This is a genomic window from Xylanibacter ruminicola Ga6B6 (genome assembly GCF_000687715.1).
In the GTDB taxonomy this organism is placed as follows: Bacteria; Bacteroidota; Bacteroidia; order Bacteroidales; family Bacteroidaceae; genus Prevotella; species Prevotella ruminicola_B.
The window spans coordinates 1-21,955 of the sequence record NZ_JHXD01000011.1 but is presented as its reverse complement, the minus strand read 5'-3'; the positions used below and the strand labels follow the sequence as shown (position 1 = coordinate 21,955).

Annotated in this window: 27 protein-coding genes, 1 tRNA gene and 1 riboswitch; of the genes, 8 read left to right on the top strand and 20 right to left on the bottom strand. The window is 48.1% G+C overall.

Annotation, left to right across the window (positions count from 1 at the left end; all coding sequences use genetic code 11):
- Nucleotides 1–55 precede the first annotated feature (55 nt).
- From preA to T500_RS0108045, 4 genes are all read left to right on the top strand, one after another.
- Nucleotides 56–1,513, top strand: coding sequence for an NAD-dependent dihydropyrimidine dehydrogenase subunit PreA (gene preA, locus T500_RS0108060; RefSeq protein ID WP_230580876.1), 1,458 nt, complete (start codon nucleotides 56–58; stop codon nucleotides 1,511–1,513).
- Nucleotides 1,510–2,220: a hypothetical protein gene (locus tag T500_RS0108055; protein ID WP_155267481.1), complete on the top strand. Its 711-nt coding sequence runs from the start codon at nucleotides 1,510–1,512 to the stop codon at nucleotides 2,218–2,220. Before preA ends, T500_RS0108055 begins: the two co-directional genes overlap by 4 nt.
- Nucleotides 2,221–2,222: 2 nt before the next feature.
- A complete protein-coding gene (locus tag T500_RS0108050) occupies nucleotides 2,223–3,203 on the top strand; it encodes a metallophosphoesterase family protein (protein WP_036908874.1) in 981 nt (326 codons plus the stop codon).
- Between the two features lie 313 nt (nucleotides 3,204–3,516).
- Nucleotides 3,517–4,314, top strand: a complete 798-nt coding sequence (locus T500_RS0108045) for a M15 family metallopeptidase (protein ID WP_028907689.1) — start codon at nucleotides 3,517–3,519, stop codon at nucleotides 4,312–4,314.
- A gap of 130 nt (nucleotides 4,315–4,444) precedes the next feature.
- Nucleotides 4,445–4,631, bottom strand: a riboswitch (cobalamin riboswitch).
- A gap of 12 nt (nucleotides 4,632–4,643) precedes the next feature.
- Here T500_RS0108045 and T500_RS0108040 read toward each other — a convergent pair.
- From T500_RS0108040 to T500_RS0108000, 9 genes are all read right to left on the bottom strand, one after another.
- Entirely contained in the window at nucleotides 4,644–5,141 is a 498-nt protein-coding gene (locus T500_RS0108040; protein WP_013065330.1) for an Lrp/AsnC family transcriptional regulator, read from the bottom strand.
- A gap of 8 nt (nucleotides 5,142–5,149) precedes the next feature.
- Nucleotides 5,150–5,593, bottom strand: coding sequence for an ExbD/TolR family protein (locus T500_RS0108035; RefSeq protein ID WP_028907688.1), 444 nt, complete (start codon nucleotides 5,591–5,593; stop codon nucleotides 5,150–5,152).
- A gap of 5 nt (nucleotides 5,594–5,598) precedes the next feature.
- On the bottom strand, nucleotides 5,599–6,123 hold the full coding sequence (locus T500_RS0108030; RefSeq protein WP_028907687.1) for an ExbD/TolR family protein: 525 nt from the start codon (nucleotides 6,121–6,123) through the stop codon (nucleotides 5,599–5,601).
- A complete protein-coding gene (locus T500_RS15530) occupies nucleotides 6,084–6,443 on the bottom strand; it encodes a hypothetical protein (protein WP_051611957.1) in 360 nt (119 codons plus the stop codon). Before T500_RS15530 ends, T500_RS0108030 begins: the two co-directional genes overlap by 40 nt.
- A 16-nt stretch (nucleotides 6,444–6,459) precedes the next feature.
- On the bottom strand, nucleotides 6,460–7,299 hold the full coding sequence (locus T500_RS0108020) for a MotA/TolQ/ExbB proton channel family protein (RefSeq protein ID WP_028907686.1): 840 nt from the start codon (nucleotides 7,297–7,299) through the stop codon (nucleotides 6,460–6,462).
- Between the two features lie 59 nt (nucleotides 7,300–7,358).
- A tRNA-Ser gene (locus tag T500_RS0108015) sits at nucleotides 7,359–7,449 on the bottom strand.
- Nucleotides 7,450–7,454: 5 nt separating this feature from the next.
- A complete protein-coding gene (locus tag T500_RS0108010) occupies nucleotides 7,455–8,234 on the bottom strand; it encodes a TatD family hydrolase (RefSeq protein ID WP_028907685.1) in 780 nt (259 codons plus the stop codon).
- The gene (locus tag T500_RS0108005; protein ID WP_028907684.1) at nucleotides 8,234–9,208 is read right to left on the bottom strand and encodes a polyprenyl synthetase family protein; all 975 of its coding nucleotides are present in this window, start codon (nucleotides 9,206–9,208) and stop codon (nucleotides 8,234–8,236) included. The genes T500_RS0108010 and T500_RS0108005 overlap by 1 nt, the downstream gene beginning before the upstream one ends.
- 5 nt (nucleotides 9,209–9,213) lie before the next feature.
- Complete coding sequence (locus T500_RS0108000; RefSeq protein WP_028907683.1) at nucleotides 9,214–9,909, bottom strand: energy transducer TonB; 696 nt, start codon at nucleotides 9,907–9,909, stop codon at nucleotides 9,214–9,216.
- A gap of 100 nt (nucleotides 9,910–10,009) precedes the next feature.
- Here T500_RS0108000 and porQ point away from each other — a divergent pair, with 100 nt between their 5' ends.
- The 3 genes from porQ (at nucleotide 10,010) to T500_RS0107985 (ending at nucleotide 13,131) form a co-directional block, all read left to right on the top strand.
- Nucleotides 10,010–10,960 (top strand): type IX secretion system protein PorQ, encoded by a 951-nt coding sequence (gene porQ / locus T500_RS0107995; protein ID WP_080694831.1) that lies wholly within the window; start codon nucleotides 10,010–10,012, stop codon nucleotides 10,958–10,960.
- Nucleotides 10,957–11,649: a (d)CMP kinase gene (cmk, locus tag T500_RS0107990; protein WP_028907681.1), complete on the top strand. Its 693-nt coding sequence runs from the start codon at nucleotides 10,957–10,959 to the stop codon at nucleotides 11,647–11,649. The genes porQ and cmk overlap by 4 nt, the downstream gene beginning before the upstream one ends.
- Nucleotides 11,650–11,742: 93 nt before the next feature.
- Complete coding sequence (locus T500_RS0107985) at nucleotides 11,743–13,131, top strand: OmpP1/FadL family transporter (protein ID WP_028907680.1); 1,389 nt, start codon at nucleotides 11,743–11,745, stop codon at nucleotides 13,129–13,131.
- Nucleotides 13,132–13,140: 9 nt separating this feature from the next.
- Here T500_RS0107985 and folK read toward each other — a convergent pair whose 3' ends face one another.
- Genes folK through T500_RS0107955 form a run of 6 tightly spaced genes read right to left on the bottom strand, consistent with a single transcriptional unit; the run spans nucleotide 13,141 to nucleotide 17,350 of the window.
- Entirely contained in the window at nucleotides 13,141–13,563 is a 423-nt protein-coding gene (gene folK, locus T500_RS0107980; RefSeq protein WP_028907679.1) for a 2-amino-4-hydroxy-6-hydroxymethyldihydropteridine diphosphokinase, read from the bottom strand.
- A gap of 9 nt (nucleotides 13,564–13,572) precedes the next feature.
- Nucleotides 13,573–14,637 (bottom strand): tRNA preQ1(34) S-adenosylmethionine ribosyltransferase-isomerase QueA, encoded by a 1,065-nt coding sequence (queA, locus tag T500_RS0107975; RefSeq protein WP_028907678.1) that lies wholly within the window; start codon nucleotides 14,635–14,637, stop codon nucleotides 13,573–13,575.
- Between the two features lie 33 nt (nucleotides 14,638–14,670).
- Nucleotides 14,671–15,372, bottom strand: a complete 702-nt coding sequence (truB, locus tag T500_RS0107970) for a tRNA pseudouridine(55) synthase TruB (RefSeq protein ID WP_028907677.1) — start codon at nucleotides 15,370–15,372, stop codon at nucleotides 14,671–14,673.
- A complete protein-coding gene (locus T500_RS0107965; protein WP_028907676.1) occupies nucleotides 15,369–16,172 on the bottom strand; it encodes an undecaprenyl-diphosphate phosphatase in 804 nt (267 codons plus the stop codon). The genes truB and T500_RS0107965 overlap by 4 nt, the downstream gene beginning before the upstream one ends.
- 40 nt (nucleotides 16,173–16,212) lie before the next feature.
- Complete coding sequence (locus T500_RS0107960) at nucleotides 16,213–16,437, bottom strand: DUF3098 domain-containing protein (protein ID WP_028907675.1); 225 nt, start codon at nucleotides 16,435–16,437, stop codon at nucleotides 16,213–16,215.
- A gap of 34 nt (nucleotides 16,438–16,471) precedes the next feature.
- The gene (locus tag T500_RS0107955) at nucleotides 16,472–17,350 is read right to left on the bottom strand and encodes a cell division protein FtsX (RefSeq protein ID WP_028907674.1); all 879 of its coding nucleotides are present in this window, start codon (nucleotides 17,348–17,350) and stop codon (nucleotides 16,472–16,474) included.
- A gap of 89 nt (nucleotides 17,351–17,439) precedes the next feature.
- On the opposite strand from T500_RS0107955, the gene T500_RS0107950 reads away from it, so the two are divergent.
- Nucleotides 17,440–18,216: a radical SAM protein gene (locus tag T500_RS0107950; RefSeq protein ID WP_028907673.1), complete on the top strand. Its 777-nt coding sequence runs from the start codon at nucleotides 17,440–17,442 to the stop codon at nucleotides 18,214–18,216.
- A gap of 242 nt (nucleotides 18,217–18,458) precedes the next feature.
- On the opposite strand, the gene T500_RS0107945 is transcribed toward T500_RS0107950, so the two are convergent.
- The 5 genes from T500_RS0107945 to T500_RS16920 form a co-directional block, all read right to left on the bottom strand.
- Nucleotides 18,459–19,250: an ankyrin repeat domain-containing protein gene (locus T500_RS0107945; RefSeq protein ID WP_028907672.1), complete on the bottom strand. Its 792-nt coding sequence runs from the start codon at nucleotides 19,248–19,250 to the stop codon at nucleotides 18,459–18,461.
- Nucleotides 19,247–20,602 (bottom strand): RHS repeat domain-containing protein, encoded by a 1,356-nt coding sequence (locus T500_RS16395; RefSeq protein WP_028907671.1) that lies wholly within the window; start codon nucleotides 20,600–20,602, stop codon nucleotides 19,247–19,249. The genes T500_RS0107945 and T500_RS16395 overlap by 4 nt, the downstream gene beginning before the upstream one ends.
- 191 nt (nucleotides 20,603–20,793) lie before the next feature.
- The gene (locus T500_RS16925) at nucleotides 20,794–20,946 is read right to left on the bottom strand and encodes a hypothetical protein (protein ID WP_155267480.1); all 153 of its coding nucleotides are present in this window, start codon (nucleotides 20,944–20,946) and stop codon (nucleotides 20,794–20,796) included.
- A 2-nt stretch (nucleotides 20,947–20,948) separates the two neighbouring features.
- Nucleotides 20,949–21,266, bottom strand: coding sequence for a nucleotidyltransferase domain-containing protein (locus T500_RS0107930; RefSeq protein WP_013063273.1), 318 nt, complete (start codon nucleotides 21,264–21,266; stop codon nucleotides 20,949–20,951).
- Between the two features lie 379 nt (nucleotides 21,267–21,645).
- Nucleotides 21,646–21,792 (bottom strand): hypothetical protein, encoded by a 147-nt coding sequence (locus T500_RS16920; RefSeq protein WP_155267479.1) that lies wholly within the window; start codon nucleotides 21,790–21,792, stop codon nucleotides 21,646–21,648.
- Between the last annotated feature and the right edge of the window lie 163 nt (nucleotides 21,793–21,955).

Genomic DNA, 21,955 nt, shown 5'->3' with positions numbered 1-21,955 from the left:
CTTTGCAGACATAAAAGGGACGTTTTGTTATGAATGATTAAAAACTACGATTATGATGCATAAGTACGAAGAAGCGGTACGCTGCTTGTTATGCGAGGATGCTCCTTGCACCAAAGCGTGCGGTAAAGGAGATGTGGCCAGAGCCATCCGTGCCTTCCGGTTTGACAACGAAAAGAATGCCTGGCGCTGGGTAGCGGGTTGTACTGACGATGATTTGTTACGTGCCGAACAGGCGTGTATCCACTATGATCAGCCTATCAGAATCAGGGAGCTGCTGGCAGATTGCGCATCTGTCAAGGAGCAGACGGGTGATGCACAGCAACAATCGCTGGGTATCACATTCTGCGGCATTGCCTGCGAGAATCCTTTCTTCTTAGCATCATCGGCTGTGTGCACCAACTACGAGATGGTGGCACGCGCCTTTGAGGCAGGATGGGCTGGTGTGTTCTATAAGACCATCTGTAAGCAGGATATCCATGAGGTATCGCCCCGTTTCGATGCCGTGAAGAAAGGCACCACCTTTGCCGGATTCCGTAACATGGAGCAGTTGTCGGAGAATCCTTATCAGGTAGATTTCGACATTCTGCGCCGCCTGAAACAGAACTACCCTACCAAAGTGGTGGTAGCCTCGATTATGGGCCAGTTTGAGGAGGAGTGGATAGAGTTGGCCAAGCTGGCCGAGGAGGCAGGTTGCGATGCGATAGAGCTGAACTTCTCGTGTCCACAGATGCGACTGGCAGGTATGGGTAGCGACATCGGTCAGGATCCGGAGTTGGTGAACTTCTACACCAGCTATGTAAAACGCAGTGTCAATATTCCTGTGATTCCTAAGATGACGCCTAACATCACACAGATGACCCGTCCGGCTATGGGTGCTTACTTTGCTGGTGCCAATGCCATCTCGGCTATCAACACCATCAAAAGTGTCACCATGTCGAAAGAGGCAGAAGTGAGTGGCAAGCAAACCCTATCGGGCTACAGCGGACAAGCCGTAAAGCCCATTGCACTACGCTTTATTCTGGAGATGAGGATGGATCCCGTGATTAACGGTACACATGGCAAAGCTATAGAACTGAGTGGTATTGGTGGTATTGAGACATGGCGCGACGCCGTGGATTTCATACAGTTGGGTTGTAGGAACGTACAGGTGTGTACCGCCGTGATGCAGTATGGTTATCGGATTATAGACGACCTGATATCAGGTCTGCAGACCTACCTGACTGAGCGAGGTATTGAGAAGTTAGACAATCTGGTGGGTGAACAGCTGCCCAACTTTGTGAGACCATCCGATCTGGATCGCTACACCATGGTATATCCCAAGGTGGATCGTGAGCGCTGCATCGGTTGCGGACGTTGTTATATCTCGTGTATGGATGGCGGACATCAGGCTATTGCGTTCGAAGAGCGCCAGCCACGTATCGTAGGTACCAAGTGCGTGGGCTGTCATCTATGTCGACTGGTATGTCCCACCGGGGCCATCGGTCTTACCAAACGTATTCCCAAAAAGAAATGAACAGAATAATCGTTATACTTTGTCTATTGCTTGGTACTATAACCATGCAGGCACAAAACGCATTTATAGGTCAGCATCGCTATAATGGTGAACATAAAAACGAGATATCGGGTTATGCGATGGCAGGTAACAATGTGGTTGTTAGTGGCTATGGCGGTTTCGGTCTCTCGTATAAACGGCATTTGACTGATCGCTGGCATGTGGGTGCCGATGTACAACAACAGTGGGGCAAACAGCTCTACTCGAACGACGTGCAGGGTGGTTATCGGCTGCCCGTGTGGTGGGGTGACATCAATATAGATGGCAAACTGATGTACAACCGCTACAATCGTTGGAATGCCAACGAAACCATCGGGAACCTCTCTCTGACTTGGGAAATGCCGTATTTCTTTCTGCGAGTAGGTGAGTCGTATATTCATTGGAAAACTGGTGACTTTGGCTATACCGAACCACTTACTTTTACGTTCGGATTCGGGGCCATGATTCGTCCACGTACCAACTCATGGAATATTGGACTTTTTTTCCGTAACTACGACGATTTCTATTATGAGAACTGGAACATCAACTGGGGACTGAACTTTTACGGAAGACTGACCAAACAGATGTACTTATTTGGCGAATTCAATATCCGTCCCGCTGGCAGTATGAGTCAGCTGGCCAGTAAATACGAGACATCAGGAAAATTAGGACTAAAATACGTATGGTGACAATGAAGACTACACATTATATATTATTAGGAGCAGTACTGCTGTTGCTTTCGGCTTGCGACAAAGTGAGTCCGATTGGTGTATTGGTAAGTGGCACGGGTGTTGAGGATCGTGTTAAGATGTCGAATGCCTATTATCAGGGTCATAAGGGTGATGGTACTATGCTCAGTGGTTATGAAGGGGATGAATACACATTCTTAGTGGGTGCCGACAGTCATCTGACAACTGATGATGGTCGTATGCGCGAAATGCTACAGATTGCGCTAGATAACAACGATCTGCTGATGGCGCATCTGGGTGATATCGCCGATACCAAAGCTGAATACTACATCATACTTGAAGACCTGATAGATGAGTATAGAGAGAAATATGCGAAGAAATACTACGCAGAACATTATTTGAACGATGAGAATTTCTCCCTTGACAAGGTGAGATACCCCTTTTTCCCGGTGGTTGGCAATCATGATATCACACATAATGGATGGGCATTGTGGTCGAACATATTCCACTCATCATTCTATGATGTCTATGTACTGGTAAATCTCGATCCTCCTCAGCTAGATCATTTTATTTTCCTCGACTCGGCCAGTGGTACGTTGGGGCGTGAACAAGTCAAACTGTTAGAACAAGGCGTATTGAATGATTATTATCATGATACAGGTGAGAAAATAATCCGTCATACCTTCGTATTCAGTCATACCAATATCTTCCGTCCGCGATCAGTAGAGTTCGCCTCTACCTTCCCGCGTGAGGAGATGTTCTTCCTGTTGAACAAGTTTAGTGAGTGGGAAACGGATATGGTATTCCTAGGGCATGTGCATAAATGGGACTATCAGAAAGTAGGCGATACCGAATACCTGACGCTCGACTCGATGTGTGAGGCCAACAACCCCCAACCTGGCGATTATCTGGTACGTGTGCATGTGAAGAAAGACGGCACTATCAGTTGGGAGAAGGTTAGAATGAATTATACTAAAAAATAAAAGGGCGCGCATCAACTGCGGGCCCTTTTGTTGTTAACTATTCGTTTAACATCTACTAACAAAGTTTTTAAAACCAACTACTAACTAAATTCGATTGCAAATATACAACATTGTATGACTGTTTGCAAGTATTTTAACAATATTTACCCGCAGAAATCAAAAAAGTACGCATATTTGCAAAATGACGACTGCAAATCATACAATTTTGCCCCTATTCTTTACGTATAAAATATGTTAAAGTTTTAATTAAGGACCTGACTAATCGAAAAATATCGTATATTTGCACCAAGATTTTAAGACAATTTAAGCTATTATGCCTATCAAGAAATACATTCAGCCCGTATCCATCCTTGCGATGTGCTTCGTAATTCTACTCACGAGCGGTTGCAAGCGCCAGGCAAATACGACTGCCACAGTGGTAGCTCCGGATGATGCCAGCGGCTTTGTAACACTGACCGATGCAGTACCCGATGCCATCCTGGAGATACGCTATTTTGGCACCTACAACTTTGTTGGAAAGCGCATTGACGGCTATCTGGAGCCCACGGCTCTGCTCACGAAAGCAGCAGCTGACAGTCTGCGTGCTGTGAGCGACGACGTGATGGCGCAGGGTTACCGTTTAAAGATATACGATGCTTATCGTCCACAAAAGGGTGTTGACCATTTTGTACGCTGGGCAGAGGATATACCCGATACACTGATGAAGCGCTACTTCTACCCCGACTTAGACAAGAGCGTACTGTTTGAGCAGGAGTACATCTATGAGAAGAGCGGACATACACGTGGCAGCACGGTCGACCTGACGCTATTCGATATGAACACAGAGAAAGAGCTCGACATGGGTGGCACCTTCGACTGGTTCGGACCAGAGAGTCATCCTGACTTCTGCGGCAATCCAGAAACAGGCGATTACACGGGTGACAACTCAAAGTCGCCCCAGGGCCTTAAGATCACCGAAAAACAATTTAATAACCGCATGATACTGCGAAATGCCATGCTGGCACACGGTTTCAAACCACTCGACAGCGAATGGTGGCATTTTACACTTGAGAACGAACCATATCCTGATACCTATTTTACTTTTGAGGTGAAACAGCTAAAACAAAAATAAATAGGGAAGGAAAATCTAACGAATGAAAAAACAAAAGGGGGAGATGCTGTCGTCGCGACGGGGTCTCCCCCGAACTTATATAATAATACACGTATGATTGCCTCAATCACCCTTACCTCGAGAGTGCTTCAGCAACAAAATCGCAGAAGGCTGGTCTTCAGACTTTCCTCCACTATCCGACGCCTTCTCGCCCAAAACGGGGCAATGGCCTATAGTCGGACAGCCATAATGGAGTTCACTGCTGCGGGACAGTCGGAGATTCTCACTCACATTCCCAATTAAGCACAGTTACGTGCACCTTCGCGGGTGATATTACGCAATATCACCAGTTATCCCTCGGCCGACGCCTCGGCTTCGGTATCTTGTGTCAGCAGATCGGCAATAGGCAGCTGACGGTCGATAGCCGTATGGAACGATATCAGCGTCTCACTGCTAGAAAGGCCGAGTGGCTGCAGTTTATCATGAATAATCGTCAGCAGATGGTGGTTGTTGCGGGCATAGATCTTGATAAACATATCAAAGTTACCCGTAGTAAAGTGGCACTCCACCACCTCAGGAATCTGCTTCAGTTGTTCGAGAACCTCGTCGAACTTAGCGGGGTCTTTCAGGTTCAGACCAATAAAGGCACAGGTCTCGTAGCCCACACTTTCGGGCTCAATCAGGTACTGGGTGCCCTTCAGCACACCCATGTTGTTCATCTTTTGAATGTGCTGGTGAATAGCAGCACCACTTACATTACAAGCACGAGCCACCTCCAGGAATGGAATACGGGCATCGGCAGCTATCAGACTCAGAATCTGCTTGTCAAGTTCGTCAATTTTTACCATAGCAGTAGTTATTTTTTGATTTCTGTCGCACTATAATTAATCTTCAAGGCATAGGCCTGTTGCAGCTGGCGTTTCACCTCGCTCACCAAACCCATGGGTGCCTTTTTATCAACACGCAGACTAACGGTGAGTCGCTGCTGATTTTCTTGAGAGAGCCCACTACGAATCTCTTCGATACGGGCTGGAATATCGCCTGGCTGTACGATGTCGTTATTCAGCTGTACATGCCAAGCCTCACCTTTATGGCCGATATAGATGTTTACCACGGCCTGCTTATTGGCTAACTTCTGCACCTCGCTGCCCTGAGGCACCTGCAGGCGCACCTTTACCTCGTCACTACGCATGTGGGTGACAATCATGAAGAAGAAGAGCACTGTAAAGATCAGGTCAGGCATCGAGGCCACATTGAGCGATGGCACAGTGCGACGACTCTGACTGAACTTGCTACGCATAGGTCTCATTGGGCACCTCCTTCCTGGGCTATGGTGCCCTCGCTGATACGTTGCGGGTAGTAGTCGTTGATCATCTCGCGCTGTTCGGCATTACAGGTCTCATAGCTACAGCCATAGTGCTTATGTGCATACTCCTCGCGCAGCGTATGATAGGCGCCCACAATGGCATCCTGCATACTGAAATAGGCCTCGTAGGTAGTCTTGGCATCGGCCTCAATCTGCACCACATGACCAGTACGGTTCACCATGGCCAACGTACGTACCTCGGCTGCCAGTTGTTGCAGAGTAACAGGTTTGCCATCACACGAGAGTTGGTTCTGTGCATCCAGCTTTACCTGCATCACATTGTTGCGATTGATATCCTTGGGTGTCTCGTGTTCCAATGGCGGTGGTGCCATCTGACGCATCAATCCCTTCTCCGTGTCCATCGATGAGGTCACGAGGAAGAAAATCAACAACATAAACGATATGTCGGCTGTTGATGTGGTGTTCAGCTCCGGAATCTGCTGACGATAGCGCTTACGAAACATCCGATAATCAATATAATAGAGGTATATATAAACATATCAGCGGCACGCAACCAGAAGCCATCGGTAAGCCACGTGCCATTAGTAAGGATGGGTTTGGTAGAGCCCAAGGCAAAGGTAACCACCATGATGAGCACAAAGCCCACAGCCACCAGCCAACCTATGCGCCCTGCAGGCACACCGTTAACCACATCGCTGCCCTTACGACGGTTGCGCAGGCCATGCCATACCGAATAGGCAGTAACGCCCATGGCAGCAGCTAATGTAATATACATCAGCCACAGCATCACATCGGCAATAGCAGGCGAAATAAAACTATTCATCACTCTTCACTATTCACTATTCACTCTTCGTTTTCCATTCAGCAATCAGGTCGAGCAGCGTAATGGCTGCCTCTTCCATCTGTGCGGTCAAACGTTCAATCTTTGAGAGGATATAGCTGTAGAACAGCTGTAGTACCAGCGCTACTACGATACCAAAGATAGTGGTAATGAGCGCCACCTTCATACCCTGAGCCACGATGGTAGGACCGATATCGCCTACCTGCTGAATCTGGTCGAAGGCCATCACCATACCAATCACCGTACCCAGGAAACCCAGCGATGGTGCCATGGCAATAAAGAGCTTAATCCACGAGCAACCTTTCTCGAGGTTAGCGGTTTGCAGACCACCAAAGTTGGTAATGCTACGCTCGATGGCATCCATGGGCTGTTTGATATGCAGCAGACCCTGATAGCATACCGAGGCTACAGGACCACGGGTGTTACGACAGAGTGTTTTGGCACCCTCTACATCATTGGCCTTCAGACGCTGTTCGATATCAGCCATCAGCTGATGACTCTTAATCTCACTCAGTGTCAGATAGATAATACGCTCAATGCAGAATGCCAGACCCAGCACCAGAGCCAGGGCCACCAGCGACATGAAGGCTACGTTACCATCCACAAACTTGGTCTTCAGCTGTTTGTGCAGGCCACCACCCTCTTCAGCCTCATCGCCTGTAAGGGCTTCCAACTCGCCATCCATCACGGTCATTGAGTCGGCAGCAGCCACCGAATCGGCAGGCACCACAGCAGCAGCGCTCTTCGTACTATCAGGCGCAACTGCGGGCTGAGCGAAACAGGTTTGCGTAAAGCTCAGCAAACCTATCAGTGTAAATAGAAATACCAATCGTTTCATATATTCCTTAATCCGCGGAGAGAACAGGATGCCTCAGAGCTTTGAATCCTCGTTCTTCCTGGCGGAGAGAACAGGATTCGAACCTGCGAGCCGGTTTTGCCGGCTACACGCTTTCCAGGCGTGCCTCTTCAACCACTCGAGCACCTCTCCTTATTTCAAACTTTTATATTTAATACTCTTCTACAATTCTCATTAGTTGCTGTCTCCATCTCTTCCTCGCTTACCTGATAGGCCTCGGCCAACTTCTTCAGCACGTAGGCCACAAAGGCAGGTTCGTTCCTCTCGCCACGCTTAGGCACAGGGGCCATATAAGGGGCGTCGGTCTCGAGTACCAATCGATCTAAAGGCACCACAGCAGGCAGCACCTCAGGCAGATGCGACTTCTTGAATGTTGACACACCGCCAATACCCAGCACAAACCTGTCGAACTGCAGCAGTTCCTTGGCCTCGAGTTCATTACCCGTAAAGCAGTGGAACACACCACCAGGCAACTGGTCCTTATAGCGTTTCAGGATGGCCACCATCTCGTTCTGGGCCTTGCGACAGTGAATCATCAGTGGCAACTGCAACTCAACCGACCATTTTACCTGCTCCTCGAAAGCTAACAGCTGCTCCTGCTCAAACTCACGACTCCAGTAGAAGTCCAGGCCCACCTCGCCAACAGCTACGGGTTTAACGCCATCCTGCTGGAAGTAGGGTTTTATCTGTTTCAACACCTCCTGCCAGTCGGCCTTCACATCCTCGGGATGCAAGCCAAGCATGGGATAGCAGTAGTCGGGATAGCGTTGGCAAACGCTGATAACGGTATCGAGCGACTGCAGATTGATGCCTGGCACACCGATGGCTTGCACGCCAGCCTCGCGAGCTCGTGCAATCACTTCGTCGATATCCTCAACGAACTCTTCACCATCAATATGACAATGCGTATCTATCATTAGCTCTGACGTTTCATCATTTCGGCAGCGTAGGCCTTGATCTCAGCCTTGCGCTCGTCGCTAACGCTCACCTTTGCCAGGTAAACCAGACTCTCCTGGTAGAACTGTTCAATCTTCTGCTCGCACAGCTTACGAATACCAATCTCGTTATACAGGTTGGTTACTGCAGCCACCTTCTCGTTGCGGTCAAACTCCTTAAGTTCAACCCACTTGGTGAGCTCATCGCGCTGGGCAGGGGTAGCACGGTTAAAGGCATTAATGAGCATGTAGGTCTTTTTGTTCGAGGTGATGTCGCCACCAATGTTCTTACCAAACACAGCGGGGTCGCCATACACATCCAGCAGGTCGTCCTGCAACTGGAAGGCCAGACCTAACTTCTCGCCAAACTTATACATATTCTCGATATCCTCGGCTGGAGCATCGGCCATAATGGCACCCACCATGCAAGCGCAAGCCAGCAGTACACTGGTCTTCAGGCGTATCATCTCAATATACTCATCCTCGGTAACATCGTTACGCTTTTCGAACTCTACATCCAACTGCTGTCCCTCACCAATCTCGAGTGTGGTCTGGATAAACACCTTGAATACAGCAGGCAGCTTAGCAGGATCGCAATCCTCTACACGCTCGAAAGCCTGAAGCAACATGGTATCGCCCGACAAGATAGCACGGTTGGCATCCCACTTCTTGTGCACAGTCTCGTGTCCACGACGCATATCAGCGTGGTCCATCAGGTCGTCGTGCAGGAGTGTAAAGTTGTGGTAGGTCTCCAGTCCGAGAGCCTGAGACATAATGCTCAGTGGATCGTCCTTATAGAGATTGTACGCCAGCATCGTGAGTACTGGGCGTACACGTTTTCCGCCAATAGACAGTACGTACTTGATGGGGTCGTACAACGAGGCAGGCTTGCGATCGTAAACCACATTTTCGAGGGCCTCATTCACTTTCTTCAGTAGATCTTCTGATGTATACATATCTTTTATAAATTAAATACAATAGGAATACACACCATCGTGCGGCAGGGCTTGGCATTCATCATACCGGCCTTCCATTGTGGCATGGTCTTGAGCACACGCATCACTTCGGCATCGCAGGCAGGCTCCAGGGGCTGTACCACCTGCAGGTCGCTCAACGAGCCATCCTTGTTAACCACAAACTGTGCCACCACTCTGCCCTTGATTTTTCGTTGCTGGGCCGAGGGGGGATATTTCAGGTTCTGCGTGAGCCACTTCATAAACTCGACGGCACCACCAGGAAACTGCGGCAGGTCTTCTACCACGCGGAAGTCGATGGGTTCGTCGTACATATCCACCACCTGAGGCTTCTCTTCGGCAGCCTTCTCGGTGGGTTCTTCTTGTTCGGTCTCGTCCTGCAGGATGGGTTCGGGAGGCAGTTCCACATCATTGTCCACCAAGTGTAGCTGCTCGCTCTCCTGCTTTTCAACCTTCTTCTCCTGAGGCATCATCATCGGCACTTCGTCCTTATCACGCTTCAGGGGCGAGAGTTCAACCTCGGCTTCCAGACTGTCGTCGTCATCGAACAACGCCCAGCCAGTATCGCCACTGTTCCACTCGAGTAGCACAAACAGCGTGGCCAGCACAACAATCAGTCCCAGCAGGAACCCCTGTGTGCGTTTCTGTTCCAAATCCGCTTCACTACTCTTCTTGATATCCATCTACAGTTTTCATTAAACCGAGTGCAAAGATAGTATTTTTTTCCGTATAAATAGATATATATTAAGTTTTTTTGCTAACTTTGCGACCAAATTAGGAGAAATGAACATCAGAAACGGCGTTATCACCACCCTACTCACGTTTTGGACCTGTACCAGTATGGCGCAGGAGAGCAAAACCGTGTACAATTTCCTGCGACTGCCCGTGAGTGCGCATGCTGCAGCATTGGGTGGCGAGAACATCACGCTGACCGACGACGACGCCACGCAACTGTTCCACAACCCTGCCCTTATCAGCGGTGTATCCGATAAGACGCTGAACCTGAATTACATGACGTACATGGAGGGTGCCAAAACGGTGAGTGCCTCGTTTGTCCGTCTTTTGGGCGAACGTGCCTCGTGGGGTGTTTCGGCACAACTGATGGACTATGGCCGCATAAAGCAGACCTCGTTTACCAACGAGGACTTAGGCGATTTCTCGGCACGCGATATTGCTATTGGTGGCACGTTTGCCTACGAACTAACCGAGCGTATCAGTGGTGGTATCACTGCCAAGTTCATTACCTCTACCATTGCTGGCTACAACTCATTAGGCGTGGGCGTGGATTTAGGCTTGAACTATCTCGACGTGGAGCGTGGCTGGAGTGTTTCGGCTGTGGCACGCAACTTAGGTGGACAGATTAAGGCCTACGACGATGAGTTTGAGCGTATCCCCTTTGACTTGCAGGTGGGTGCCAGCAAACGTCTGCTTAACTCGCCCCTGCGTTTTCACGCCACTATGAGTCGACTTACCGACTGGAGCGAGGGCATCGGACGCCATTTAGCCATCGGAGCCGACGTATTGCTAGGCGAGAATATCTACCTGGCAGCCGGTTATAACTTCCGCAAAGCCAGCGAGATGAAGATTACCGACAGCGAAGGCTCGTCGGCCCACGGTGCCGGACTCACCTTAGGTGCAGGACTCTCGCTGCAACGCTTCAAGCTCCACTTAGGCTGGGGCAAATATCATGTCAGCACATCATCGCTAATTATTAATATATCATACACATTATGAAGAAGATAACAATTGCAATCGATGGCCACAGTTCGTGCGGTAAAAGCACGATGGCCAAGGACCTGGCCCGCGAAGTGGGCTATGTATATGTAGATACAGGCGCCATGTATCGCAGCGTAACACTCTACGCCCTGCGCCACAACCTGTTTAATGCCGATGGCAGCGTAAAGACAGCCGAACTGGAGCAGCAGATGTCCCAGATACAGATTTCGTTCAAGTTCAATGCCGAGACCGGTCGCCCCGACACCTATCTTAATGGAGAGTGCGTTGAGAAAGAAATCCGCAGCCTAGAGGTGAGCAATCATGTAAGTCCCATTGCAGCCGTAGGTTTTGTGCGTACCGCCATGGTAGCCCAGCAGCAGCAGATGGGTAAGGACAAGGGTGTGGTAATGGATGGTCGTGATATCGGTACCACCGTGTTCCCCGATGCCGAACTTAAGATTTTTGTAACTGCATCGGCCGAGGTACGTGCCCAGCGCCGTTTCGACGAACTTAAGGCCAAGGGCATGCCTGCCGATTTCGATGATATCCTGAAGAACGTACAGGAGCGCGATTATATCGATTCGCACCGCGAGGTCAGTCCACTGCGCAAGGCCGATGATGCCATCGAATTGGACAACAGTCATATGACCATTCCTGAACAGAAACAGTGGTTAATGGACCGTTTTAAGGAGAAAATAGAGCAATAATTGTTCTATTTATGCATTTTTTTCGTCATTTTTTCGCTTCTTTTGTTATTTTTTGCTACCTTTGCAGCCGAAATTCATTAGAAGCAAGAAAAAATGACGAGAAAATTAATTATTTCGGCTTTGTTGGCAGTAGCCACTACAGCCACTGTCAACGCCGGTGGGCTCATGACCAACACAAATTATCACATAGCTTTCGACCGTATGTTCGCACGTGGCGCAACGACCGAAATCGACGCAGCCTACAGTAACCCCGCCGGACTGGCTTGGGGTCACGAGGGATTCCAGTTTTCATTGAACTTCCAGAAGCCTTGGCAGAATCGTGACATCGAGACAACTGTACCAGGTTTCTTAGGCACAGGTTTCCAGCAGAAGTATAATGGTAAGGCTTCGGCTCCCATCGTACCTGCCCTTTTTGCTTCTTACAAGAAGGATCGTGTGGCCTTATCAGCCATGATCGGTATTGTAGGCAGCGGCGGTTTCGTAAAGTACGAAGAAGGCATCCCCATGTTCGAGGTACCCCTCAAGGCCATGCTGGCACAGGCTGGCATGATGCCCAACAGCTACCGCTTCGACTCAGAGATGAAGGGTAAGCAGTATATCTATGGCGGTCAGGTGAACCTGACCTACAAGGTGAACGACAATTTCTCGGCTGCCATTGGTATGCGTGCCAACTACTACGATGGTTACAACCGTGGCCATGTAGTAGCCGACATTCCCAATTACCTCTCGTCGACAGCACCTGCAGCCAACATCGACCTGATTAACCTGCAGCTCGACTGCATTCAGCGTGGCTGGGGCTTTGCACCTATCGTAAGTTTCGATTACCACGATGGTCCACTCACCATCGCTGCACGCTACGAGTTCCGCACCAAAATCAAGACTGAGAATGATACCAAAACACTTTCGGCCCGTATCAAGAACACCGATCCTACAACAGCAGGTGTAATGCCTTACATCGAGGGCGACCTGGCATTGGCACAGTTCGGTGATAAGGTGGCTGCCTATAAGGATGGTGCCGAGACACGTTACGACATGCCTTCGCTGTTTGTTGCAGCTGTAGGCTACGAGTTCTCAGAGAAGCTGCGTGGTACATTGGAGTATCACTTCTTCGACGACAAGCACGCCAAGATGGCTGGCGACCGTCAGAAGGAGCTGGCACATGGCACCCACGAGATTCTGGCTGGTGTAGAGTACAACATCAACAAGAAGTTTACTGTTAGCTGTGGTGGTCAGCGTACCGACTACGGACTGGCCGACGGCTACCAGCAGAACACATCGTTTGCTTGCGACAGCTACAGTGTAGGTTGCGGTGGCGCCTGGAATATCAACGACAAGATGCGACTGAACGTAAGCTACTTCTGCACCATCTACAGCGACTACACCAAGGCGCAGAACCAGTATCAGGGACTGCCCTACGCAGGCACCGACGTTTACAGCCGCACCAACCACGTGATTGGTGTTGGATTAGACTATAAATTCTAAATATCAAATTCAATCTCTAATTTCACCGAGCGGGATCATCACAAAATCGCGCTCAAGCATCAGAGGGTGGGGAATCTGCAAGTCGGGTTCATCCACCCTCAGATCGTCATATAGCAGAATGTCTATATCCATCAGGCGGTCGGCATAATGGCCTCCTACCGACTTGTGTGTACGCCCTAACTCGCGCTCAATCCTCTGGGTGGCAAGCAGCACCTGGCGGGGCGTTAGTGTGGTTTCGCATAGCACGCAGGCATTTACGAACTGGTTATCCGACTCGAACCCCCAGGGCTCGGTCGAAATAAGAGAGGACTGGCGCACAACCAGTCCTACTCTTTCGCCGATAAGCGATATAGCGTTGCGGATATTAGCCTCCTTATCGCCAAGATTACTTCCCAGCCCAAGGAATACCCGATGTAACTTTTCACTATTCACTATTCACTATTAATCGTCCAGCATCAGCATAGCATCACCGTAGCAACCAAACTTATAACCCTCCTTCAGCGCACGCTGATAGCCCTCGTACAGCAGGTCGTAGCCAACGAACGAGGCCTCGGTCATCATCATAGGCGACTCTGGGTGATAGAAATTACCAATCAGTGCATTACACAGTCCGAACTCGTATGGAGGGAAGATAAACTTGTTGGTCCATCCCTCAAACTCCTTCAGCATTCCATCGGTACCTACAGCACTCTCGGTAGCACGGGCGGTGCTTACACCTACGCAGCACACACGGTGCCCGTTCTCCTTGGCCTTGTTAACAATCTCACAAGCCTCGGCAGGAATAAACATCTGCTCGCTCGACATTTTGTGTTTGGTCAGATCCTCAACCTCGATAGCGTCGAAGTTACCCAGACCGCAGTGCAGGGTGATAAAGGCAAAGTTAATACCCTTAATCTCCATACGCTTCATCAGCTCGCGACTGAAGTGCAAGCCAGTGGCAGGCGCAGTAACAGCACCCTCGTTCTTAGCGTAGATGGTCTGGAAGTTGGTCATATCCTCCTCGTTAGCAGGGCGACGATCGATAATGTAGCGTGGCAGTGGCGCCTCGCCTAAACCGAACAGCATCTGCTTGAATTCATCGTGTGGACAGTCGTAGAGGAAACGCAGCGTACGGCCACGGCTGGTGGTGTTATCAATCACCTCAGCCACCATAGGCCCATCTTCCTCGAAAAAGAGTTTGTTGCCGATACGAATCTTACGGGCAGGCTCTACAAGCACATCCCACAAGCGCTGGTCGGCATTAAGCTCGCGCAGCAAGAACACCTCAATCTTGGCATCGGTCTTCTCCTTGGTACCGTACAAACGGGCAGGGAAAACCTTGGTGTCGTTGAAGATGAATGCATCGTCCTCGTCAAAGTAGTCGAGGATGTTACGGAAGTCGAGACCACTCTCGATTTGCTTACTCTTACGATGCAACACCATCAGCTTGCACTCGTCGCGGTGGAAAGGTGGCTCAAGTGCAATCTGTTCTTCAGGTAACTTAAACTTAAACTGTGATAACTTCATATTTTTATTATTACACTATTCACTATTAACTAATCACTCTTCACTTAATTTCTCCTCCATCCAGGCAGGGAACTCATCGAACGTGAGACAGTCCTCCAGTCTGACGTCGCCCACGCGAGTGCGGCACAGGGCAGTAAGATGTGCGCCGCTGCCAAGGGCCTCGCCAATGTCGCGGGCCAGCGAGCGGATGTAGGTACCCTTACCACACCCCACACGTATCTGCAGCTGCATCTTTTCGGGATCGAAATCAATGATTTCTATCTCATCGATATGCACTGGTTTCTCGGCCAACTGGTGGTCGCTACCCTTGCGTGCCAGTTCGTAGGCACGGTCGCCACCAACCTTACAGGCCGAAAACAGCGGTGGTCGCTGCATAATATCGCCCATAAACCTGGGCAGTGTCTGCTCAATCAGCTCACGGGTGATATGCGCAGTGGGGTAAGTTGCGTCCACCTCATGCTCCAAGTCATAGCTGGGGGTGGTGGCACCCAACTGCAGGGTGGCCGTATACTCCTTTGAGTGCAGCTGCAAAGCCTCAATCTGCTTGGTGGCCTTACCGGTGCACAGCACCAGCACACCTGTTGCCAAGGGGTCTAAGGTGCCGGCATGCCCCATTTTCACACGTTTCACATGCAGTCGTTTGCTCAGCACATAACGGATATGTGCCAGCGCCCCGAAACTGCTCATACGATAGGGCTTGTTGATATAGATATATGCGCCTTCCTGAAAGTTCATCGGGTGAGCTGATAAATGAGCACTGTTACACCGATGATGGCGCAATAAATTCCAAAGTAAACCAGCTTACCCTTCTTAACCAGGTTAATCATCAGTTTGCAGGCAAAGCAACCCGACAGGAATGCAGCCACAAAACCAACAATCATGGGGAACAAGCCGATGCTATCGCTTACTACCTCGTCGCCCTTCATGGCCTTCAGCACATCCAGCAGGGCCTCGCCCAGGATGGGAGGAATCACCATCAGGAATGAGAACTGAGCCAGCTTCTCCTTCTTATCGCCCAGCATCAAACCGGTAGCGATGGTAGAACCCGAGCGCGACAGTCCTGGCAGTACGGCACAAGCCTGAGCCATACCGATGACAAAAGCATCCCACATAGAGATATGCTCCTTTACACGGGGCTTGGCATAGTACGAGAAGATAAGCAGTACCGAGGTAACGCACAGCATCACACCTACAATCAGCAAGCCAGCGCCAAATGCCTCTTCTACCTTATCCTTAAAAAATACGCCTATGATGCCTACGGGAATCATCGACACCACAATGTTCAGGGCATATTTTGTTTCGTCGTTCATCTTAAACTTAAACAGTCCCTTCAGTATCCAGTCTATCTCCTTCCACAGGATAACCAGCGTACTCAGCACGGTAGCCACGTGTACAGCAACAGTAAACTGCAGGTTGTCGGCACCATCAATACCGAAAAAGTTTGAGAGGATAGTCAGGTGTCCGCTCGAACTAACAGGCAGATACTCTGTGAGTCCCTGCACTAAACCAAGAATCAAAGCTTGAATCCAATCCATATTTCAATTTTTACATTTTCTAATTATTACATTTACCCTACTAGTCTTTTGGTTTACGAACTACGGCATAAATCATCGATACAAACCCGAACAAACATATCACGGGTGCCACCTTGGTGCGGCGCACACTGAAGATATCGGGTTCGAATGCGGTATCGGTAGAGTTAGGACCTACCATCAGCAAAAAGCCAATCACCACGATGGCCATGCCGATTGCCAACAATATAAAGTTGGTCTTATCGAATGCAAAATTCTTCTTATCCATATTTCAATTTTTACATTTTCTAATTCTTACATTTTTAAATCTTGTACAGTTCTCCTGCCGACATACGCAGGAACTTGTTTACCGAGATATACGAGCATGCAGCGGTAATAATAATACCAAACAGCAGCACAGCCACCCCCGTAATGGTGAGTTCGCGCCAGGTAATAATGCTGATAATGTTAGGCTCATAGTAGTAGAGCGCATACACGCAGCCCCCCAGTACAGCAATAGCTATCAGGGCAGCAATCACACCCACCAGCAACGCCTGTTTCATAAACGGCTTACGGATAAAGCCCCACGAGGCACCCACCAGCTTCATCGTATGAATGATGAAACGGCGCGAGTAAACGCTCAGGCGCACGGTGTTGTTAATCAGCGAGAACGATACAAACGTCAACAGCACGGCCAGCGCCAGGAGCACCAGATTAACCTTAGTGAGATTGCGGTTTACGCTGTCCATCAGGTCAACCTGATAGGCCACATCCGTAATCTTCGGATTTTTCTGTAACTCGCGGGCAATCCACTTGAGCGAATCGCGGTTGGCATAATCAGAATGCAACTGCAGCTCGAGTGTGGCGGGGAACGGGTTAACGCCTAAGAACTCCGAAGGGTCGGAGCCCATAGCCTCGCTCTGTTCCTTCAGAGCCTGCTCTTTACTAATGTAGTCGATGTTACGCGAATAGGGACGATGATACAGGTCGCGACACAACAGTTTTGCGCCGTTCACCGATACATCATCGCTCAGCATCACCGTCACTGTAAGGTTCTCCTTAACCCACTGCGACAGATTACGAGAGGTTTGGACTGAAAATACCACCAGTCCAAGTAAAACCAGCACCATCGCCGTACTAATGCAAAGTGTTACCAACTGCACACCTCGACGGTTGCCAGCATCTTTTTTCCGTTTTTTCATTAATTTACGTACGTAAAAATTCGAATTCGGCTGCAAAGATACTATTTTTTTTCTTTATCACAAAAAAAAAGTGTAATTTTGCACCCGTTATGAGTACAATTATTTATCCATCGCCCATTTTTGGGCCCGTTCACAGTCGCCGACTGGGCATTTCGCTCGGTATCAACCTGTTGCCAGCCGACGGTAAGGTATGCAGTTTCGACTGCATTTATTGCGAGTGTGGTTTCAACGAGGACCATCGCCCCACCCTGCCCATGCCTACACGCCAGGAGGTGATCGAGAAGCTCGAGGCCAAGTTGCAGCAGATGGTGACCGACGGTCAGTTGCCTGATGTGCTGACCTTTGCCGGTAATGGCGAGCCCACCTGTCATCCGCATTTTGCCGAGATTATCGATGATGTCATCCGCCTGCGCAATCAGTATTGCCCCCAGGCCAAGGTATCGGTACTCAGCAACTCTACCATGATTCACCGCCAGCAGGTACACGATGCCCTGATGAAGGTAGATAACAACATCTTAAAACTCGATACCGTTGATCCTTTATATATTAATAAGGTAGATCATCCCAACGGCACCTACGATGTGGCCCAGATTATCGACCGTTTGAAAGCCTTTAACGGCCATGTGATAATCCAGACCATGTTTATGCGCGGCCAGTGCCAGGGCGAGAGCGTAGATAATACCGGCGAGGAATATGTAGCCCCCTGGTTAGAGGCCGTTAAGACCATCAAGCCCCAGCAGGTAATGATCTACACCATCGACCGCGAAACGCCCGCCCAAGGTCTGGAGAAAGCCACCCACGAGCAACTCGACGCCATCCGCGACCGCGTCATCGCCGCTGGCATCCCCTGCACCGCATCGTATTGAATCCACTTAGCCTTGATGGTCAGCCAGACTCTGACGCGTCTGATAGGAATCCCACTAATGGTCGACAATATCAATATCAAGAATACTTTCATCTTGTTTTTAGGTTTAGTATAAGTCTGCCAAGTGACTGTCTCCTGGCAGGCTCAAAACCCGCGGCTGGGTTTACTGGGTAAAAGAACGATAAGCTAGAGATGCCACGTACCTGTCCCCCGGCAGATCTTAGCTTTTTACCCTGTGATCTTTCAAGAATCTCCCGTGATTGTAGTTTTTTGAGATTGTTCATCTATAATTTCTAAAATCCTCTTTGCCACAATACTGTCTTTTGCTGTCAATAATCTTCTTTTCTGAATAATGTCCTTAAAAGACAACGTGTCTCCCGTGTCAATTGTTATAACATATGACTTTTTATAATCTGCCTTACATTCAAAAAACAGATATTCTACGATATCAAGGTTTGTTCTCCGCTCAGCAGATAACAATGGAGTATTACGAAAATCGTTATCTACAAAGAAATTCACGTCTGCCCCTGCTTTAACCAATATTTTTGTTTTCTCCATACTGGTGAATGCTGCTCGTATTAAAGGTGTTTCATTTACAGGTGCATATGAAAGTTTTTCGTCTTTTTTTACATAATCATTAGGATTGCCTCCATGTGCAAGCAAATAAACTAATATATCTGAGCGTATAAAATAGTCTGATGCTATTGCAATGGGTGAATCTCCATTATAAGTATTATGAGTATTAGGTTCCGCACCATGACTTATCAAGAATTTAACAGCATCGAGGTCAGCATGCCATACTGCCCAAAACAAGAGAGTTTGACCATATTTCGGTTCCCTGTAGTCAACATCAATTTTACCCTTTGCTAATATTTCTTCCGCCTTTTCAAAGTTGTTTTTGGATATACTCTTTGCAAACTCCCAGGCTTCAGTATCTTTCCATAGTCTGATATCATCCCCAAGATAGTTCTCCTTTTCAGAACAACCAAAGATTGACAAAAATACTAATACAATAATAAACTTTATTCTTTTCATTTTCTCTCCCCTTCTAATTTTCTAATTACAGTGTCTATTAAATGATTATTAATCCGTAAAACAGTGTTTATTATACTATTTCCTGGAAGATATATTGCATTCAATGTATAAGCACCTCCCTCTAATTTCATCCCCAATTTAGTTTGTAGATATCCGACAATTTCCCCCTTGACTACGATATTAAAAATCCTACCCTTAGAAGTTGAAGAGGGTAATTGTAGATTATCCTTAGTACTTTTTGATATTGCTGCTGCATTAATAGTGATAGCATTTCGATCTGTTGCCAAAGCATTAGCAGCAGCGAGTCCTCCACCTAAAGAATGACCTACAAATGTTAATTCTGAGTTGACCAAATTATTGCTAAGTATTTTCGCATTATTAACAGACTCTCTATATTGTGTACCTACTCCAAACAACTGATTTATATCCTCTTTTGCATCCGTTATATCTTGCGTACCAGCTGTAACGTATGCATATTCTTTAACTCCTTTCGCAGTCCTTTCATATAATGCAGACTGAAGTCCACTTTCTGTATTAAACGATTTGTATTGAGTTTTGCTCAAATGCCATCCACCAGCCAAATTCACCTTATCCCCATATACATGCTTCGCCATAAGTGCTGCTTCATATGGAGTTGGTTCTTTACCCTGTTGATCAAGTAATTTTATTGGACTATTCGTACAATATACATACGGACTGATCCCCCTATACTTCTCTGCCAGCGGGTCGATCCTATCCCATCTGGCGAGTATAGGGTCATGTTGTCGGGCGCCGTAGTCGTAGGTGTTCAGACCGTGCATCTTGTCGAGTTCCTTGCCGTTGTATTTGTAGGGCTGGAAATCTGCGGCTGTAGATTCGGCATATGGAGCACCATAGGGGTAGTAGTTCGTAACTTGCAGCACACTGCCGCTGGCATTCACTACTTCGCGGATGTTACCCAGATGGTCTGGCGTGTAATAGTAGAACGTAAAGTTGTCGCTCGTAGAACTTGCAACCGATGCCTGGGCATAGCCGCCATCAAAGATATATTTATCTATTCTGCCATTCTTCATTGTCAGACTTCCGCCAAGCAGGTAGTCTGTTGAATCAGCCTGCAGGATTTGCGATGATGTCAGTTCTGCAGGCTTTACGCCCCAAGTGCGGCTGATATTTGGCTTGGCAGTATAGTGAACGGCACGCAGCTTCTGCCCCGAAGCAGTATATACATATTTGGTTACACTGCCATTCATAAAATATATCTGCTTTGGATTGTTGTTCAGGTCGTAGGCATAACTGATGGCATTTGCCTGCCAGGGGACAGTCCCGTGGCAGACTCCATCAAAGATATATTTTACAAGATGGTACTGTTTCATAATTTGGTATTTTAAGTTATTGTGGCGTTATAAAACATCCGATGCAAAAATATAAAAAGCAAATTTAAATACGATGTATTTAACAAAGAATAACGAAACTTTAATTTTTTATAGCACACATCATGCCTGCCAGGGGACAGTCCCGTGGCAGACTTAAAGCTGTTAGTCGGGGGAATAGTTGATATCTTGGCCTACTTCGCAAGAAGTTCTTCGATTTTCTTTATGAAGTCTTTTGATGTCTGGATTTGATCTGCCAGGTCTTTTTCAGAAATGTCGTAAGCACAGTTGTAATCTGCTTTTTGACGTAACTGCATCATTCTTGCAAGGAAACCTTCAGCTTCCATAATTATACCAGAACTATGCCATCACGAGTCACATTCTCGTAGAATGGGGTAATACGATATGATTCCCACTCTTTAGTAGTGTACATGATGGGGTTGATTTCTTGACCTAAGTCGCAGCCTAATAGGACAAACGGATAACTGACATTGTCGTAATCAGATTGGTCAAGGGTGTCCTTATCTAATAGAATAAGGATATCCCAATCTGAATCTTTATGAGCATCACCTCTGGCTCTTGAACCATAAAGGATGGCCTTACCACCTTTGGGAATAGTAGAGGCGGCTGTCTGCTTTATCCGTGTTAATGCTGCTCTTGTAGTCATAACTTCTTAACTTTCGCTGCAAAGATACGATATGTTAGCGAAAAAAGCAAATAAAATCGAAAAAAAATATTATCTTTGCGGCGTATGACGCGTGGTTTAAGTCCCGGTCTCCTATGTCGTATGGGGCTTATCACTCGTATGAACCTGACACGATTAGCACGAGGGATAGTGTGGTGAAGGAGATGATCATCCGAGAGCCTTTGCGCTCTCGGATGAATGTTTTTTAGCGGGGGAGGAGATGCTTGCGCAGCTCGTTGATGAGCTCGCGGAACAGCTGCTCCTGGCGCTCGGGATCGTCGTCGTAGTGCGACAGGATGTCGCGCCAGATTTCGATCTGCTTACTGGTTTTTAACTCGAAGTCCGAAGGAAGTTTACCTTTTTAGGCTCCATTAATAGTGCCATGGCCCAGATTGTACTGGGCCTCCTTGGCACGGTGCATGCGGTAGAAAGTCAGATGGACCTTCACCAGCACCTTGACTGTCAGAGCGTGCGCTGCTGACAGTGGATCTAAATTGTACTTCTTCATCACGTTTTTTACGTAATTGTGTTAATAATTATATATTGTGTCCTGGCTATAGGACACTATTTTGTTAGCCTGCCGGAATTTTATTATCTTTGGAATGTCAACCGGTGACACTTAATCAATAACGTTCAAAAATAAAAATTATTGTGTGTAAATCACAAAAAAA